General features: G+C 63.9%; 16 protein-coding genes. 4 read left to right on the forward strand and 12 right to left on the reverse strand.

The window, feature by feature from the left end; translation table 11 throughout:
* Positions 1-127 precede the first annotated feature (127 nt).
* The 7 genes from J5Y21_RS06340 to upp all read right to left on the reverse strand — a co-directional run bounded on the left by J5Y21_RS06340 (position 128) and on the right by upp (position 8,330).
* Positions 128-1,279: a bifunctional 2-methylcitrate synthase/citrate synthase gene (locus J5Y21_RS06340; RefSeq protein WP_210573777.1), complete on the reverse strand. Its 1,152-nt coding sequence runs from the start codon at positions 1,277-1,279 to the stop codon at positions 128-130.
* A 74-nt stretch (positions 1,280-1,353) separates the two neighbouring features.
* The gene (gene prpD, locus J5Y21_RS06345) at positions 1,354-2,865 is read right to left on the reverse strand and encodes a 2-methylcitrate dehydratase PrpD (RefSeq protein ID WP_210573780.1); all 1,512 of its coding nucleotides are present in this window, start codon (positions 2,863-2,865) and stop codon (positions 1,354-1,356) included.
* A gap of 182 nt (positions 2,866-3,047) precedes the next feature.
* Positions 3,048-4,187, reverse strand: coding sequence for an ATP-binding protein (locus tag J5Y21_RS06350; RefSeq protein ID WP_210573781.1), 1,140 nt, complete (start codon positions 4,185-4,187; stop codon positions 3,048-3,050).
* 124 nt (positions 4,188-4,311) lie between these two features.
* A complete protein-coding gene (locus tag J5Y21_RS06355; RefSeq protein ID WP_210573782.1) occupies positions 4,312-5,718 on the reverse strand; it encodes an NAD(P)H-quinone dehydrogenase in 1,407 nt (468 codons plus the stop codon).
* Between the two features lie 123 nt (positions 5,719-5,841).
* Positions 5,842-7,026, reverse strand: coding sequence for an amidohydrolase (locus J5Y21_RS06360; RefSeq protein ID WP_210573783.1), 1,185 nt, complete (start codon positions 7,024-7,026; stop codon positions 5,842-5,844).
* A gap of 153 nt (positions 7,027-7,179) precedes the next feature.
* Positions 7,180-7,581: a helix-turn-helix transcriptional regulator gene (locus J5Y21_RS06365; protein WP_210573913.1), complete on the reverse strand. Its 402-nt coding sequence runs from the start codon at positions 7,579-7,581 to the stop codon at positions 7,180-7,182.
* Positions 7,582-7,694: 113 nt separating this feature from the next.
* Entirely contained in the window at positions 7,695-8,330 is a 636-nt protein-coding gene (gene upp, locus J5Y21_RS06370) for a uracil phosphoribosyltransferase (RefSeq protein WP_210573784.1), read from the reverse strand.
* 71 nt (positions 8,331-8,401) lie between these two features.
* On the opposite strand from upp, the gene J5Y21_RS06375 reads away from it, so the two are divergent.
* From J5Y21_RS06375 to J5Y21_RS06385, 3 genes are read left to right on the forward strand one after another with little or no spacing between them, the layout of a single operon-like run.
* Positions 8,402-8,686, forward strand: a complete 285-nt coding sequence (locus J5Y21_RS06375) for a hypothetical protein (RefSeq protein WP_210573786.1) — start codon at positions 8,402-8,404, stop codon at positions 8,684-8,686.
* On the forward strand, positions 8,683-9,705 hold the full coding sequence (locus tag J5Y21_RS06380; RefSeq protein WP_246875019.1) for a C40 family peptidase: 1,023 nt from the start codon (positions 8,683-8,685) through the stop codon (positions 9,703-9,705). Before J5Y21_RS06375 ends, J5Y21_RS06380 begins: the two co-directional genes overlap by 4 nt.
* 39 nt (positions 9,706-9,744) lie before the next feature.
* Positions 9,745-10,983, forward strand: coding sequence for a hypothetical protein (locus J5Y21_RS06385; protein WP_210573788.1), 1,239 nt, complete (start codon positions 9,745-9,747; stop codon positions 10,981-10,983).
* A gap of 210 nt (positions 10,984-11,193) precedes the next feature.
* On the opposite strand, the gene J5Y21_RS06390 is transcribed toward J5Y21_RS06385, so the two are convergent.
* Positions 11,194-11,988 carry a VIT family protein gene (locus tag J5Y21_RS06390; RefSeq protein WP_210573790.1) on the reverse strand — a complete coding sequence of 265 codons (795 nt, stop codon included), beginning with the start codon at positions 11,986-11,988 and terminating at the stop codon, positions 11,194-11,196.
* A gap of 174 nt (positions 11,989-12,162) precedes the next feature.
* Here J5Y21_RS06390 and J5Y21_RS06395 point away from each other — a divergent pair, with 174 nt between their 5' ends.
* Complete coding sequence (locus tag J5Y21_RS06395) at positions 12,163-13,527, forward strand: D-alanyl-D-alanine carboxypeptidase family protein (protein ID WP_210573792.1); 1,365 nt, start codon at positions 12,163-12,165, stop codon at positions 13,525-13,527.
* On the opposite strand, the gene J5Y21_RS06400 is transcribed toward J5Y21_RS06395, so the two are convergent.
* The 4 genes from J5Y21_RS06400 to J5Y21_RS06415 form a co-directional block, all read right to left on the reverse strand.
* On the reverse strand, positions 13,487-14,575 hold the full coding sequence (locus J5Y21_RS06400; RefSeq protein ID WP_210573794.1) for a YhjD/YihY/BrkB family envelope integrity protein: 1,089 nt from the start codon (positions 14,573-14,575) through the stop codon (positions 13,487-13,489). The two genes, J5Y21_RS06395 and J5Y21_RS06400, sit on opposite strands and share 41 nt — an antisense overlap.
* A 140-nt stretch (positions 14,576-14,715) precedes the next feature.
* Positions 14,716-15,774, reverse strand: coding sequence for a tryptophan--tRNA ligase (gene trpS, locus J5Y21_RS06405; RefSeq protein WP_210573796.1), 1,059 nt, complete (start codon positions 15,772-15,774; stop codon positions 14,716-14,718).
* Between the two features lie 60 nt (positions 15,775-15,834).
* Positions 15,835-16,293: a hypothetical protein gene (locus tag J5Y21_RS06410; protein WP_210573798.1), complete on the reverse strand. Its 459-nt coding sequence runs from the start codon at positions 16,291-16,293 to the stop codon at positions 15,835-15,837.
* Positions 16,294-16,393: 100 nt separating this feature from the next.
* Positions 16,394-17,299, reverse strand: a complete 906-nt coding sequence (locus tag J5Y21_RS06415; RefSeq protein WP_210573800.1) for an exodeoxyribonuclease III — start codon at positions 17,297-17,299, stop codon at positions 16,394-16,396.
* Between the last annotated feature and the right edge of the window lie 107 nt (positions 17,300-17,406).

The raw sequence follows: 17,406 nt of genomic DNA on the forward strand, positions 1-17,406 counted from the left end.
GGTGCAGTACACCCATCGATCTTAAAGGCTGCGCACCCCACAGGCCCTGTGACCTCGACTACTCTCCCACTGCCCTGCCCTGCGGTGAATCAGCTATGGGGATCCAGCTAAGTGGATCCAGCTTCCTTTATGCCCCCGGCACGTGGCGCTCGGCCGGCCCGTTGTAAGCGGCCAGAGGACGGATAATGGTGTTGTTCTCGAACTGCTCGATGATGTGCGCGGTCCAGCCGGTGATCCTCGCCATGACGAACAGCGGGGTGAAGAACTCGATATCGAAACCGAGAATGTAATACGCCGGGCCCGCCGGGAAATCTAGGTTGGGCATGATGTTGATCGAGGTGTTCTCGTACATCGTCTTCGCCATGATGTCGTACATCTCCACCCACTTCGCACCGTCTTTTTCCGGGTGCTCGGAAGCGAGCTTCTTGAAGGCTTCTTCCATCGTGGGCACGCGCGAATCGCCCTTCTTGTACACGCGGTGGCCGAACCCCATGACCAGCTCTTTATTCTTCAGCTTGTTCAGGGTCCACTCTTCGGTCTTCGCCGGGTCGCCGATGGCGACCATGTTGTGCATGACGAATTCGTTGGCGCCGCCGTGCAGCGGCCCTTTCAGTGCGCCGATCGCACCGGTGACCGCCGACCACGTGTCGGACTGCGTCGAGGTGATCACGCGGGCGGTGAATGTCGAGGCATTGAAAGAGTGCTCGGCATAAAGGATCATCGACTTCTCAAAAGCCTCGATATCCGAAGGGATCGTCGCCGGCGACCCTTCCCCATCACCGAAGACCATCCAAAGGAAATTCTCCGCGTACCCCTTGCTCGTGTCCGGCTCGATATAGCCTTCCCCGCGCCGGCGGCGGATATCCAGGGCGACGATGGTGGGCAGCTTGGTCAACAGCGTCAGCGCAATATCGCGGATGTGGTCGGAATCTGGGGTGAATTTCTCCGGGTCGCGCGTGCCCAGAAAAGACACTGCTGTGCGCAGGACATCCATTGGGTGGCAGTCTTTCGGCATCGCCTCAATCACGCCGATGAGCTCCTCGTCGAGTCCGCGGCGGCTTCGCGCCACGTCGTAGAACTCCTGCAGCTCCTCCTCGTTCGGCAGTTCCCCATTCCACAGCAGCATGGCCACTTCCTCGAAGCTGACGTTATTGGCCAGCTCGTGCACCGGGTAGCCGCGGTACAACAGCGAATTCGTCTCCGGGTTGACCTTGGACACTTCGGTGTAATCGGCGATGACACCGTTGAGGCCCTTGCGGATTTCTGTTTGCTCCGACATAGTTTCTCTCCTCTACAAAACTTTTATTTTGGTGAAAAAGTGGGCCTGGTTTTATCCAGGCCCAGCGTGGGTGTTTAGAAAATACCCTCCGGTGTCGCCGGCGCGGTGGCAAGTGCCTCGTCGGTCAGGCGGACATTCAACTCGTTCAGATCAGTGAGGTTTTCCAGGTTCTCCGCCGCAGCGATGAAGCGGTCCTGCTCGTCGGCGTTGACCAGCCCGTCGGCAAGCGTGCGGAATTTCGCGATATAGTCCGCCCGCGCGAACGGCCGTGCACCCAGCGGGTGCGCGTCCGCCACAGCCAGCTCGTCCTCGATCACTTCCCCATCGCTAAACGTGATCACTGCTTTGGCGCCGAAGGCCTTCTCATTCGGGTCTGTCGAGTGGTAGCGGCGCGTCCACTCCGGATCCTCCGTGGTAGAGATCTTGTGCCACAATTCCACCGTCTCCGGGCGGCCCGCACGCTCCGGCGAGTAGGAGTCGCGGTAGTGCCAGGTGCCGTCCTCGAGGGCGACGGCGAAGATGTACATGATCGAGTGGTCGAGCGTCTCGCGCGAGGCCGTCGGATCCATCTTCTGCGGGTCATTCGCCCCGGTGCCGATGACATAGTGCGTGTGATGCGAGGTGTGCAGGACGATGGACTCGATCTCCGTCGTCTTCCGCCCGGCATCGGCGATAGTCTGCTTCATGCGCCGAGCCAGGTCGATCGGCGCCTGCGACTGGTATTCAGCGGAGTGCTCCTTGGTGTAGGTATCTAAGATCGCACGCTTTTCCTCCCCCGGCGCAGGCAGTGGCACCGTGTAGGTACGGTCCGGGCTGTGCAGCATCCACGCGATGACGCCGTCTTCGCCCTCCCAGATCGGGGCGGGCGCACCTTCACCACGCATACAGCGGTCCACCGCCTCGATGGCCATTTTTCCGGCGAAGGCCGGGGCGTACGCCTTCCACGAAGAGATCAACCCCTTGCGTGACTGGCGCGTAGCCGTCGTGGTGTGCAGCGCTTGACCGACCGACTGGTAGATCGTGTCCACATCCAGATTCAGCATGGTGCCAATGCCCGCCGCCACACTCGGCCCCAGATGCGCCACATGGTCAATCTTGAACTCGTGCAGAGAGATGCCCTTGACCAGGTTCACCTGGATCTCGTACCCGGTGGCGATGCCACGGATCAGCGTCTTGCCGTCCAGCTCCTTATGCTGCGCGACCGCCAGCAGCGGCGGAATATTATCGCCCGGGTGCGAGTACTCCGCGGCCAAGAATGTGTCGTGATAGTCCAGCTCACGCACGGCCGTGCCGTTCGCGAGCGCCGCCCACTCAGCAGAAAAGCGCCCGTCCACACCGAAAACAGAAGCGCCATGCTTATCGACGGGATGCGCCTGCGCCATCACCCGTGCCGACGTCACCGGCCGGCGCACCACCGAGGCCACCGCGACGGCGGCATTGTCGATGATCCGGTTGATGATCATCTCTTTGGCCTCTTCCGGAACCTCCACCGGGTCCGCGGCCACCTGCGCGACCTTGTAGGCGAGGTGTTCTTCGTACGGGAACTCCTCCGCCGACCTGCGCGTGCGCACCTCGTGCTCGATCATGGACAGCAAACCTCCTGGGAATATCGCCGCGGGCAATTCATGTCACTGCGGGATACCTTTGTGTCCCGCGCCACTAATTAGTATGCCGAAACAATGCAGAGCGCGGGCCGTCTTTCCCCACTTTCTGCCTCGCACGCCTCCCCAGCGAACCCTCACCCCGCCCGGGAAGGCTTGGCTTTGCCCTAGTCCCAGCCGCTGTCGCGGGGGCCACGGTTCAGTAGGTGGTGCCCCATGTGCGGGATCGTGAAATTCAGGTAGCCGTGCTTCGGGCTGTAGACCAGCTCCCGCTTGAGCAACGCTTGCCGAGCCATAGTGAGCGACTGCGGGGTGGCACCGAGCACGCGCGCAATCTCCGCCGTCGGCACCGCAGCCAATTCTTGCTGGGCCTGCGCCATTGCCACAAGAAATTCCTCCTGCTTTGGCGGAACCGTGCTCAATGCCGGCGCGTGCACCAGCTGGCCGAGAGTATCCAGCACATCCTCGCGCACCGCATCCACATCACTGGCCGTGATCCTTCCGCCCCGGCCAGCCCGCTCAAAGAGGTGGAATCCGATGAGCTGGATCAAAAACGGGTAGCCACGGCTCATCGCCACCGACGCACGCAAGGCCGCTTGATCGAACTCCGCCCCACCTGCTTCTGCGGTTTGGGCGAGCACCTCTGCCGTCTGCTCCGGCGACATCGGCCCCAGATTGGAGTGCTGAGCCCGGCGCAAGAACGTCGTGCCCGGGTGCTGCAACAGCGATGCGATACCCTCGGGAAGCCCCGCGGCAGCGAAGGCGATATTGCGGTTATCCCGCATCAGGTCCTGCACCGCGGCGGTGAGCTCCCACATCTGATTCGACGGCGCGCTTTGGACCTCATCGACGGTAATGAGGATGCCGGAGTCGGGGCCGGCTTCGTCGGCAAGCGAATTCAAGCCCGTGATCAGCGAGGGCGCAGGGCTGTACCCGTCGTCGATCTCGCTGCGCACTCCCCCAAGCCCCGCAATATTGACGCCCGTGATTCGGCGGCGCCCCTCGGGGCGTTGGCTCAGGATCGACAGCGCGTGCGGAATCGCGGTATCCACCAGCGGCTGGACCAGGTCGTGCGGCTGCGCTCGGAGCACCACCCAGCCACGGCGCTTCGCTTCGTCTTCCAACTCATTCAGCGTGACGGTCTTGCCGATGCCGCGCGGACCCGACAGCAACAGCGCGCGCCGCGGGTCGCCGACGCCGCCGGACAGCCCGCGGCCGAATGCTTCCACGACCGCATTGCGGCCAGCGAACACGCTCGGCGAGACGCCGAATGTGGGAATGAACGGGTTGCGCGATAAATTGCCCACGGCGATCCTCCTGCTCGGGTCTCGGCTTTTAGCTTTTATATAGCTTATATTCTCTATATTTTCCCGATTAGCCGCCGCGGCCTTATATAACTTATATTTCGCCCTGACCTGGCACTTTAAGCTCTTAGTTCAGGTCCGTCTTGTGCACGAGACGGCGGGCGGCCTCGGTAATGGAACCCGACAGGGACGGGTAGACCGCCATGGAATTGGCCAGCTGCTCGACCGTGAGGTGGTTGGTCACAGCGATCGTGAGAGACAGGATCAGCTCGGACGCGGTCGGCGCGACGATCACGCCGCCGAGCACCTGACCGGACCCCTTGCGGGCGAAGATCTTCACAAAACCGGTCTTCAACGAACGCATCTTCGCGCGCGGGTTAGTAGCCAGGTCCAGCTTGATGATGTCGGCGGAGTACTCGCCGTTGTGGATCTGCTGCTCCGTGATGCCGACGGCCGCGATCTCCGGACGCGTGAACACAGCATTGCCGACGGTGCGGATGCGCAGCGGTTCGACACCCTCACCGAGCGCGTGGTACATCGCGATACGGCCCTGCATCGCAGCGACCGAGGCCAGTGGCATGAGGTCGGAGCAGTCACCTGCGGCGTAGATGCCGGCGACATTGGTGCGGGAAACGCGGTCCACGTGAATGTGGCCGGACGGAGTGACGTCCACACCCTGGGATTCGAGCTGCAGATCCTTCGTGTTCGGGATCGAACCGATGGACATCAAGCAGTGGGAGCCGGTGATCTCGCGGCCGTCGCTGGTGCGCACGATCACGCCATCGCCGGTGTTCTCCACGCTGTCCACGCGGGCGTCCTTGACCAGGGTCACGTCGCGGTTGGACAGGACCTGCTCCAGCACGTCGGCCGCATCCGCATCATCGTGCGGGAGAATGCGGTCCGAGGAGCCCACCATGGTCACCTTCACGCCGAGCTCGGCGTAGGCGGAGACGAACTCCGCACCGGTCACGCCCGAGCCGACCACGACGAGGTGCTCCGGCATCTCGATCAGGTCGTACATCTGCTGCCAGTTCAGGATGCGGCGGCCGTCCGGCTTCGCCTTCGGCAGCACGCGCGGGGATGCGCCGGTGGAGATGAGCACCATGTCGCAGTCGATGGTCTCCACGGTGCCGTCTTTGAGTTCCACCTCGACGCGGTGGGTGGTGTGACCTTCCTGCTTGGACGCGAAGCGGCCGCGGCCGTTGATCAGACGAACGCCGGCGCGCTCGACCTGGTTGCGGATATCGCGCGACTGCTCGGAGGCGAGAGCGACCACGCGGTTGTTCAGCGCCGGAACCGACAGGTTCACCTCGCTGAGGCCGTGCTTGAGGCCCATGGCGTCGGCGCGGCGGAGGTCGGTCTTGATATTCGTGCCCGCGATGAAGCCCTTCGATGGGACGACATCGCGCAGAATGCCGGAGCCACCGACACCGAGATCCTCGACCAACGTGATGTCCGCGCCGTAAGAACTGCCGACGAGTGCTGCCTCGTAGCCGCCCGGGCCGCCGCCGATGATCACGATCTTCTTGGACACGCATGTCTCCTTTGCGCTTCGCGTCTGCACAGTTTCCGGGAGTCCACTGTAGCCGTCAGCAGCACGTGTCGCCGACCGGGCTGTCGGTGAGCGCGAAGAGAGACGCTGAACTGGGCAGAACGCCTACAGTGCAGCTGGTTCGACGAGGCCACCTTCATAGCGTTCGACCAGCGAGCCGAACAGGCGCACGCCGACGTCGATGCACCGTTCGTCGACGATGATGTCGCCACGGTGCAGATCGTATTTCGGGCCAGTCCCCTGCCAGCAACCCAAGCGCGCCATGGAGCCGGGCACATGCTCGAGGTACCAGGAGAAATCTTCGCCGCCACTGGACTGCGGAGCCTGCACCACCGCGTGCGGGTCGACATTCTGCGCGGCCCCGGCAAGTGCTGCGGTAGCCACATCGTCGTTCATCACCGGCGGAACTCCCCGGGTATAGGACAATTCGTATTTGCAGCCGGTGGGGGCCACGACGGCGTCGATAAGCTCGCGCATGAGCGGTTCCAACGTGCGCCACGTCCCGATATCTTGGGTGCGGATCGTGCCGGAGACGCGACCCGTTTTCGGCACGGCATTCGCAGCGAAGCCCGCCTCGAGCTGGCCGAAGACCAGCACGGTGCCGGTGCGCGGATCCACCCGGCGCGACAGCAAGCCCGGCAACTGCGTGACCAGGCTGCCAAGGGCGTAGACCACATCGGCCGTCAAATGGGGGCGGGAGGTGTGGCCGCCGGGGCCGGTGACGTCGATACGCAAAACATCCGCGGCGGACGTGATCGCGCCCGTGCGCACGCCGACCTGGCCGACACGCAATTTCGGCTCGACGTGGACGGCGTAGATGCTGGACACGCCCTTCAGGCCACCCCACTCGATGACATCGCGCGCGCCGCCGTCCATCACTTCTTCCGCGGGCTGGAAAATGATGCGGATACCGAACGGCAGGTCGATCTCCGACAAGGCGCACGCCAATGCCAGGCAGATCGTGGTGTGGACATCGTGCCCGCAGGAATGCGACATTCCCGGGGTCAGCGACGCGAACGACAGGCCCGAGACCTCCTCGACGCGCAATGCGTCGATGTCCGCGCGGAAGCCGAGACGCTCGTCGCCCTCCGGCCCGATGTCGACGTACAGGCCCGTCTCCGGAAAGAGCTGCGGCTCAAGCCCGTGGTCTGCGAGCACGCCGGCGATGAACTGTGTCGTCTCGATCTCGGCGTGGGACAGCTCCGGATGGGAATGCAGATGGCGACGCCACTCCACGACCTGGTCGCGGTGCTCCACCAGCCATGCGTCGATTTGGGCCGCTATTGACACGCTGCACACTCCCTTCGCCTCAACGATGTCTGCGCGCCGGCCACGCTAGCGTCCGCGCGCATCTAGTTTCGTCCTGCGTGGAAGTGTACAACTAGACCAAGCTGTACAGATAGTTGGGGCAGAAAAATGGCCGAGAATCTTTTCGGACTCTGCCTAACCCAGTGACGCGAAAGGCTTCGTATCGTCAGGGCCAGCAGGCCAGGCGACGGTGGTGCTCAATTGCCGCCAGTGGGCCCTTTTCTTCTGCTCGACTTCCTCGTCCTGCAGGTCCTTCGCCTTCTCCATCACCCGCTCGAGCGCTTCCCAGCACAGCTCGCCGACCTCTTCCCCTACGGCCGGCAGCAGCACCGCGGGCGGAACGCGCAGGGCGTACGCCAGGCGGTAGATAGTGCTCATCGTCGGATCCGACGACCGCGTCGCCCCGGAGCTATTCCGCTCCAGATTCGACACCAAGCTGCGCGACAACCCCGACATTTCAGCCAAACGCATCTGGCTGATCCCCCTCATGTCCCGCAGCATTCGCAGACGCGCCGACAGACTGTAACCGAAGCTCATCCAGTTGCGCGTCGGCAAAACCTCATCCACTCCTAAGCCCCCCTTAGAATTTTTTAAGTTTTCGGTTAAGGCGGAGGCTAATTGAAATATGTGAGGCGCGCCACACAAATATTTTAGAGGTGAATATTACGAGGTCCGTAGAGTCGGTCGCCCGCATCGCCCAGGCCCGGGACGATGTACGCGTCCTCGTTCAACGCCGGGTCCACCGCCGCCGTGATCAAACGGAGCGGCACGTTCATCTCCGCGAGACGGTCCACGCCCGGCTGCGCGGACACGACGCAGATCACCGTGATGTCGTCCGCCCCGCGTGCGGTGAGCAGCTCGATCGCGTGGACGAGCGAACCGCCCGTGGCCAGCATCGGGTCCACCAGGTACACCGGCTGTCCCGACAGATCGTCCGGCAGCGCCTCCAGGTACGGCACCGGCTCATGCGTCTCCTCGTCGCGCGCCAGACCGATGAAGCCGACCTGCGCGTCCGAGATCATCGACAGCGCCGGGTCCACCAGCCCCAGGCCGGCACGGATCACCGGCACGATGATCGGCGGATTCTTCAGCCGCGAACCTTCCGCGGTCGCCACCGGAGTCGTGCACTCGTAGGTCTCCACCTCGAGGTCACGCGATGCTTCGTACACCAGCATCGCTCCCAAGTCCGACAGGGCGGCACGGAAACCGGAATTATTCGTGCGCTCGTCGCGCAGGCGGGTCAGACGTGCTTGGGCCAGCGGGTGATCGATGATCGTAATCTCCATAGACACCCATGCTATCGCGGAATTTTTCACGCTGATGGAACCTTCGGGCGCTTCGGGCAGTCCAATAAGGCATGCACATTTTGAATTTGGATACCGCCGCCACTGAAACCGACCTCGCCTCTTTGCGCGAAGACGCTGACGCACTCGCGCCCACATCTTTGCCGCCACTGCCTACCGCGGGCCCGCTCGCCGGCCTCGCCACCGCCATCACCAACGCCGTCGCCGCCGCCAACGATCAAGCTGTGCTGCTCACCGATGAAGCGCACCGCGTCGCCGACAACATGGCGGTATTCAGCAACAAGGCATCGCTTATCGACGGCGCATCTGCCCACTCCTTCAAGGCCATCCACCCATGACCGCGACTCTGACACCACCGACTCTGTCCCAACCCGCACCTGTGCTCGACCCCATGTCGTCCGGCCTGGGGCTCATGCCACTGGTAGCTGCCGCCGGCTTCACTCTGGTCGAGCCTGTGCTGTGCGCCATCTTGGAATCTGCGCCTGAGCCCCTGCCGGAGATCACCATCGGCACCACGCCCGAGTTCGCTTCCGCCAATGCGCTCGCCGACCTAGTCGGCGCGGATCCCAGCCGCCTGCTCGGTGCGGTAGCCAATCTCTCGGCTGACCGCGATGAGATTGAGGCCGCTATAGGCGACGCCGCTCCTCATATCGAAAGCGCGGCTGCCGACATCATCGAGACCGGCAAGCAGTTCCTCATTGACGCTGCACCGCTCCTCCCCGGCCTGCTGTCTGGCCCGGCCGGATTCGGTGCCGTCCTTGAGCTCACGGTCTTGGCGGGAGGGGCGCTGGCGGACGTCGATAAGCGGCTCGATGAGTTGAAAGACGACCTAGACCCGCTCATCACACGCCTGGACAACCTGGTTGCTGACGCGCTATCCCGCGACCCGCTCGTTCCGTCCGCCACGGCGCAGGCCGCCGAAGCAGAACTCCGTGGCAGCTCGACGCAGCCCGCCGCACGGGAGACCCCCGCCCCCGCCGACGTCCCTGATAGTCCCGTCCCCGCCGGGGACAGTGAAGCTGGCCGCGCCGCCGTCGCCGCCGCGAAATCCATGCTGGGCACGCCGTACGTGTGGGGCGGCAACGCGCCCGGCGGTTTCGACTGCTCCGGGCTGACCTCCTGGGCTTACCGCCAAGCCGGCGTCGAAATCCCGCGCACCGCCGAAAACCAGGCCATCGGGCAACAAATCAGCCACGACGATCTGCAACCCGGCGACCTCATCGTCTGGTCCGGCCACGTGGCCATGTACGCCGGCGACGGAATGATGGTCGAAGCCGGCGACCCGGTGCAGATGAACCCGGTGCGCACGACCAATATCGGCATGCCGTTCAAAGGGTTCTGGCGACCGACGGCCTAGCTCGAATAATTGGACATGGGTTTAGTAATGTGAATGCCCATGAATACGCGCGCGATTCTCCCGGTGAAGATCTCATTGACGGAGGGCGATTTCTACACGCTCTGGGCCCCCACGTGGCGCCAAGGCGGATCCGAATGGCAAGCCTTCCTCGGTGACGCCGACGATGTCCTCGTCTTCAACAGCCCCGAGGCACTCCTCGTCTACCTCGAGGACCACAATGACCACGACCTCGTTGACCACCCCAAGTGGTCCGCCTTCCAGGCCGGCGGCGACGATCGCGTCGTGCCCCGCGACAAGAACACCTACGACATCATCGGCCTGCCGTCCTACCTGGCCGGCCGCCCGAGCCACGAGAATGTCTCCGCTGTCTCCCGCACCTTCCAGCTCGCCCGGTCGCTCGCCGAAGTGACCAACGCGCAGGACGCCTCCATCTTCTTCGCGTCCCACTCCATTTTGGGCAATGTCCACCGTGGCCACGAGCACTACGCCGGCCCGACCGGCCTCGGTGAATGGTCTGGCGTTGGCCGCACCGTCCTGACCAACTGGGAAAATGTCGTCTCCTCCCTTGATGACGCTGTCCGCGTCGTCGCCGATGATGAGCTCGACGCCACCCGCGTATCCGACGCCGGCGAATCCATCGCCGCAGCCACCGCCGCCCGCGAAGAGCAGCGCGCCCAGGCCGAGAAGGACGCCGAAAAAGCCCGCGCCGCCGCCGACCCCTACGATTCGTCCGCCTGGGCCGATGCTGGCATCGACCCCGTCAAGATGACTGTCCAGGGCAAGGGCGTGTACACCCTGCGCACCTACATCGGCGACTCCCCTGTCTTCCTGGGCAAATTCGGGGAAATCTTCACCTTCCCCACGACCAAGCACCTGCTGCGCTGGATCGTGGACAACGACGACCACGAGCTTGCCCGCGTGAGCACCTGGTCCGATCTGCAGAACCTCGCCAACGCCGGCGAACTCGAGGTCACCGTCCACCCGGACAACTCCTACTCGCTGAACGGCATCGCCTCCGACATCGAGAAGGGCGTCGATTCCGTCGACACCCAGCAGATGTCCAAGGCCTACGAGCTCATGGCCGACGCCGCCGACTGGGCCGACGACGACTCGCTCAACTCCTACCTGCTCGCAAACCCCCGCATGCAGGACTACCTCGCCTACATGATGGGCTCCACCGAAGCCGCCGGCTACGTCCCCTCCGCCCCCTTCACCGACAAAGCCGAAGGCTGGCGCGAACTCGAAGACCTGCTAGTGAAGCGCTTCTCGAAGTTCTAGGGCTGCCGGGCCAAAACCTGCAGGGCTGCCGGACCAAAACCTAGATGTTAACCCCAAAACTTAGTTTCCCCAGGTCGCTGAAAACGGGCCTCACACGCCCACCTGGGATAACTAAGTTTTGGGGTTAACAACTAGAGCGGGGGTTAACATCTGGGGTTAACAACTAGAGCCACCAACCCCGGCCACCCCTCACCACTGCGACCCCCGGAACTACCCGACCGCGGTGCCGAACAGCGAGCCGACGGCGAAGGTCGCAGCGAGCGCCAACCCGCCGCCAATGACCAGTCGGAAGACGGCTCGACCCGGCTTCGCACCGCCGAGTTTGGCGGAGATCGCGCCGGTGACTGCCAGAGCGATCAGGGTGGCAATAACGCAGACGGCCACGCGGGTGGTGGCGCCGCCGCCGAGCATGATCGCACCGAGCGGCAGCAGCGCGCCGACGAAGAACGACAGGAACGAGGCGATCGCAGCGGACCACGGACTGACTAGGTCGTCTTGGTCGAGGCCGTAGTGGACCTCCAAGTGGGCGGCGAGCGGATCGGATTCGGTGCGCTCACGGGCCACGGCAAGGGCGGTCTCCGGGGAGAGTCCGTCGTTCTTGTACGCCTGAACCAGGTGGCGGAATTCCGCCTCAGGGTCTTCTGCCTGCAGCTTCTTCTCGGAGTCGACGGCGGCCTTCTCTGCGTCGCGTTGGGAGGAGACGGAGACATACTCACCTAGCGCCATGGAGATCGCGCCACCGACGAGCGCCGCCAGACCGGCGGTGAAAATCTCGCGGGTGCTGTCCGTCGCACCGGCAACACCGACTACGACGGCGGCGGTGGACACGATGCCGTCGTTCGCACCCAGCACGGCGGCGCGGAGACGGTTCAGCTTCTCCCCCATGCCGTGTGTCTCCACCTCGACTTCGGGCACATCCTCCTGCTCGAGGTAGCCAATATCAGTACCTGCAGGCAGCAGGGTATCGGCGGTCGCTGCGGCAGAAATACTTTCCTTTTCACTCATATTGTTAGTTCTACGCGGACACCAACCAGCGCCGCAAGCAAGTTAGCACTAACTTACCGCAGGTGAGAGGGCATTTTTGAGGTGAGGCTACGCTTGCTCGGCGCGGATACGTGCCGGAGAATTCAGCGGGTCATAAGTCCCCTACCCCGATCATGGTCCTAGACTTACCGCTCGATGAAGAAGAAGCTGTCTATCGCGTTAGCTGCAGCCATCGTCCCCGCCGCTATCGCACCGGTCGTCCCACTTATTGAGCCTGCTGCCGTGGCGCAGGAAGCAGAAACCAGCACCGCGGCACCCGAAGAGCCCGGAGCTGACACCCCGGCGGACCCTGAAAACGAGGCAGGGGCAGATGCCCAGGCCGAGGCCACGGATGAGGATGCGCCGCACTACCCGGATCCGCGCGAGGAAGCCCCGAACACGGACAATTGCCCGAACGCGACGCTGCCGCCGGAGCCGGTGAGCACGTCGGAGCGCGTCGCGCCCGGTTCCCCCACCCCGACGCCGTTGCCGGTGGAGTACGACGGCCCGTGCGGTGTCATCGCGCCTGACGGTTTCAAGGTCAGCGAGAAGGTCTTGGCCACGTCGTGGCTGGTCGCAGACCCTGACACGGGCGATGTGATCGCGATGAAGGACCCGCACGGGCGCTACCGCCCGGCGTCGATCATCAAGGTGCTGCTCGCTCTCATCGCCATCGACGAACTCCCGTTGGACAAGGAGGTCACGGTCAGCGAGGAATCCGCCGGCCAGGAGGGTTCCGCGGTGGGGTTGGGCCCGAACGGCAAGTATTCCATCGACGACCTCCTGCACGGCCTACTCATGGTCTCCGGCAACGATGCTGCGCACGCACTCGCACAGGAGCTGGGCGGCGACGAGGAGACGCTACGCAAGGTCAACGAGAAGGCCGCCGAGCTGGGTATGAAGGACACCCGCGCAGCGAGCTATTCCGGACTCGATGGCCCCGGTATGTCCACCTCCGCGTGGGACATGGGCGTGGCGTACTCCGAGGCGTACAAGAACCCGAAGTTCAGCGAGATCATCTCCACCGAGATCTATCCCTTCCCCGGTTACACCGCCGCGGACGGGGAGGAGCTGCCGGGCTTCGACGTGTACAACGACAACAAGCTCTACCTCAACGATCCCGACGGAATCGGCGGCAAGACGGGCTACACGGACGACGCGAAGCACACCTTCGTCGGCGCGCTCGACCGCGACGGCCGGCGGCTCATGGCGATCGTGCTGGACACCACCATCGACAAGGGTCGCGCGTGGGAGCAGACACAGGATCTCATTCACGAGGCGTACAAGTTCAGCTCCGACGACGCCGTCGCATCGCTTATCGACGACACCGCCAACCCCTCCAACACCGGCACCCCCATCTCCGACGCACCCGACTCGGACGGAAAATCCTCCGAAAACGCCAAAAACGGCGACCCCGTCCCGTGGGAAGGAATCGCCGTCTTCAGTGGTGTGCTGGCCCTGGCCGGGCTAGCTACCTGGCTCAGTCTCGCGTCAGCAAAGAAACGGCGGCAACGCCGATAGCGCCCAGTGCTGCACCGATGCCGATATTCCGGCCGGTGTTGTCCGGCTCGTTGATCCCGGCGCGGACATTGATCACCGCCGGCTCCGGAACCGCCGGCGCTTCCTGCGCGAGGGATTCCTTCGTCGTCGCCGTCCACGCGGAGACGTAGAGGACCACGCGCCAGACCAGGTAGAGCACGACCATCAGGGAGATGATCGGGCCGAACAGCGCGCCCGCCGGGTTGCCGGTGGCAGAGCCGATGATGACGGTGGAGAACTGCTTGATCAGCTCGAAAATCACGGCACCCAAAAGCGCTCCCTTGAAGCCCGACTTGAGCGGCACCTTGGTGCGAGGCATGAACACGATCATCCACCAGAAGACTAAGAAGTTGGCGAAGATACCGGCGACCAGGCCCGCCACCCACACCACTAAGCGCGCACCCGGGAAGTCGCCGATGCCGAAGTGCTCCATCGCCGTGGTGGTCAGGCTGGACGAGCCCACCGCCGTGACGGCGAAGGCCAGCACAAACAGCACGAGCAGGCCGATGAGCGCGACCAGGTCCGCGAGCTTCTTTGTGACGAAGTTTCCGCCGCCCTCATTCGCATCCAGCGACCACATGGCGGAAATACCCGTGCGCAGGTGGTTCATCCAGCTCAAGCCCGACCACAGCGTGGTCAGCAAACCGATACCGGCGACGGTGCCACGCTGGTCAATCGCCGTCTGAACGACCTCATTGACCATCTCACCGGTCTCCCCCTCGACCGAATTAGAGATCTGCTCCTGCAGCTGCGCCATCAGGTCCGGGCGCGCCGCAAGGACGAAACCGATGCCGGCGAACAGCAGCATGGCCAACGGGAAGATCGACAACACCGAGAAATACGTGATGCCGGCGGCGAATTGATTGCCGCCCTGCGCGCCGAAGCGCTCGTTCATGCGCATCGCGTGCGCGACTGGCGGAGCTTTCTCCTTCACTTTCTCCACCGCGCCGCCGTCTTGCTGCGTCGGGTGCGCGCGCTCAATCCCCTGCTCATCCGTGAAGCCCTCGCGGGGCGACGTAGCCGTTGCCATGGGTAATTCAGTCCTTTCCTAAGTTTCGCTCATACATGGTAAAGCACCGGCCCGACACCTGCGCCGTAATGGCGTGGCGGGAGGTGTCGGGCCGGTGTGGGGAGGGTGGGGTTCACACCCCGTCGTCGATAAGCGTGCTTTTAGCGACGGGGAACGAGGAAGCCCGTCTTCTCGTAGACGTCCGCGAGCAGCGGCTGCGCGATCTCGCGGGCGCGGGCGGCACCGCGGGCGAGAATGTCCTCGAGCTGGGCGCGGTCGCTCATCAACTCGTCGTAGCGTGCCCGCAGCGGCGTGGTGAACGCCTCCAATGCTTCGGCCGTGTCGCCCTTGAGCGCACCGTACCCCTGCCCTTCGTACCCCGCGACGATCGAGTCGATGCTGTTCCCCGTCAGCGCGGACTGGATCGCGAGCAGGTTGGACACGCCCGGCTTGCCCTCGCGGTCGAACGCGATGACGCCGTCATTGTCCGTCACCGCGGACTTGATGCGCTTCGCCGACGTCTTCGGCTCATCCAGCAGGTTGATGATGCCCTTCGGATTCGCCCCCGACTTGCTCATCTTCGACGTCGGCTCCTGCAGGTCGTAGATCTTCGCCGAGCCTTCCGGAATGAAGCCCTCCGGCACCACGAACGTCTTCCCGTAGCGGCCATTGAAACGCTCCGCCAGAGTGCGGGTGAGCTCCAGGTGCTGGCGCTGATCCTCGCCCACCGGCACGAGCTGCGGCGAGTACAGCAGAATATCCGCCGCCATCAGCACCGGGTAGGTGAACAGGCCGACCGACGTGCGGTCCTGGCCCTGCTTTTGCGACTTGTCCTTGAACTGCGTCATGCGGCTCGCCTCACCGAAGCCCGTCAGGCACTGCAGCACCCAGGTCAACTCCGCGTGCTCCGGCACATGCGACTGCACGAACAACGTCGACTTATCCGGGTCGATGCCCAGCGCGATCAGCTGCGCCACGCCCTTGAGCGTGCGCTCACGCAGCTCCTCCGGGTTCTGCTCCACCGTGATCGCGTGCAGGTCCGGGATGAAGTAGAACGCCTCATAGTCGTCCTGCAGGTCAATCCACTGCTTCAGCGCCCCCAGGTAATTGCCCAGGTGGTACGAGTCCGCCGTCGGCTGGATGCCCGATAGGACGCGCTTGGTTCCTGCGCCGGTCTGGTTCTGGGATTCGGATGCGGAAGCGTTGTCAGCAGCAGTCATGGGCAACAGTCTAGCGACCGCGCGAACTGCTCATGCCACTCACGGCTCAGAAGCCCTGGCTCAGCTGCCGATGAGGCGACTGTCGGCCTGGGTGTTCAGCGGACCGACATAGTCGAGATCGTCTTCCCGCAACCACAATGACGTGCCCTTGGGCAGCACCCACCGGGGATGCACCCGGCCATCACGGTCGCGTTGGGTGCGGGATTCGACGCCGGTGATGCGGTCGATGATGTCGATGAGCTCAGCGCGTCGAGCAGCGACCTCGGCGTCGTCCCACGTGGTGTTGTCACTCCACCGCGTGTGCTTGGCGGTGATCGACAACAACACCGAGCCGGTGCCGACGAACACCGGTAGTCCGAACGGTGTGCCCCATCGACGTCGGGTGGCCTTGGTCCACGAGAAGTCACGCTCGAACATGGCGCCGTTCTCCTCCGGCGTCGCATTCCAGTCGACCGCGTCTCCCGCAGCAATGAATGCGCGCAGTCCGTCCTCGGACAGAGCTTCCACGATTGTGCCCACGAATCCTCCTGGTCGATCGGGCGGTTTCCCTGCAGTTCCCGACTACTGTAACGGCGTGACGGTGACCGTTCCATCCGGGGCTGCGGCGAACCGGTAGCACCTAGCGGTACTCGACTAGCAGCGGCGAGTGGTCGGACCAGCGCTCTTCGACGGTCGCAGCCTTTTCTACCCAGGTGCGCTGAGCGCGCTCGAGCATATTCGCGGTGACAGCCTGGTAGTCGATGCGCCAGCCCGCGTTGTTGTTGAATGCCTGGCCGCGGTAGGTCCACCAGGTATACGGCGCGTCATCGGGCTGGAGACGGCGGGCGACATCGAACCAGCGAGGCTCGTCGCAGGCAGCGCGACGGAGATCACTGACGTACTCGACGGCACCGAAGAAACCGGCCTCGTCCTTGGCGTCGGTATCCTGCGCCTCATCGTCCGGGAAGCAGCCGAAGACAGAGTCCATGAACGCGCGCTCGCCGGGCAAGAAACCGGAGGACTTCTGGTTGCCCTTCCAGTTCTTCAGGTCCTCGCGGCGGTGGCAGATATTCCAGTCGCCGCCGATCACCATGTCCTTGTTTTCCTCAGCCCACTGGGTCAGCAGCGGCTCGAACTGGTCCAGGAAACGCCACTTCTCGTCCTGCTTCTCCGTACCGGTGCTTCCGGAGGGGAGGTAGAGGGAGGAGACCACGGTGCCGTCGTCAAGCGTGCCCGCGATGAAGCGACCGGAATCCTCAAATTCGGGTATGCCGACGCGGACGTCGTCAAGCGGCGTGCGCGACGCAATGCCCACGCCCGCGCGACCTTTCGCTGCGGCGGGCGCGAAATAGACGTGCCAACCCTGCTCGATCGCGGGTGCAAGTGCCTTTTCTGCTTGGTCCTGCGTCGCGCGGACCTCCTGCATGAGCACCACGTCAGCCGAAGTCTCCTCAAGCCAGGCGAGCATGCCCGGATTGTTCTCGTTGCGCACCTTCGTGGCCGCGCGGATGCCATTGACGTTGACGGATGCGATAGTGAGGCTCATGCGGGCCCACCTTACCGTGCGGTACCCGGAGCCTAGACGGCGGACCGAAAGCTATATGGGTACGCTGGTGGGCTGACACATTGAGAAATAGAACATTCTGATTATTT

It is taken from the genome of Corynebacterium sp. Marseille-P3884 (assembly GCF_017942225.1).
Taxonomy (GTDB): Bacteria; Actinomycetota; Actinomycetes; order Mycobacteriales; family Mycobacteriaceae; genus Corynebacterium.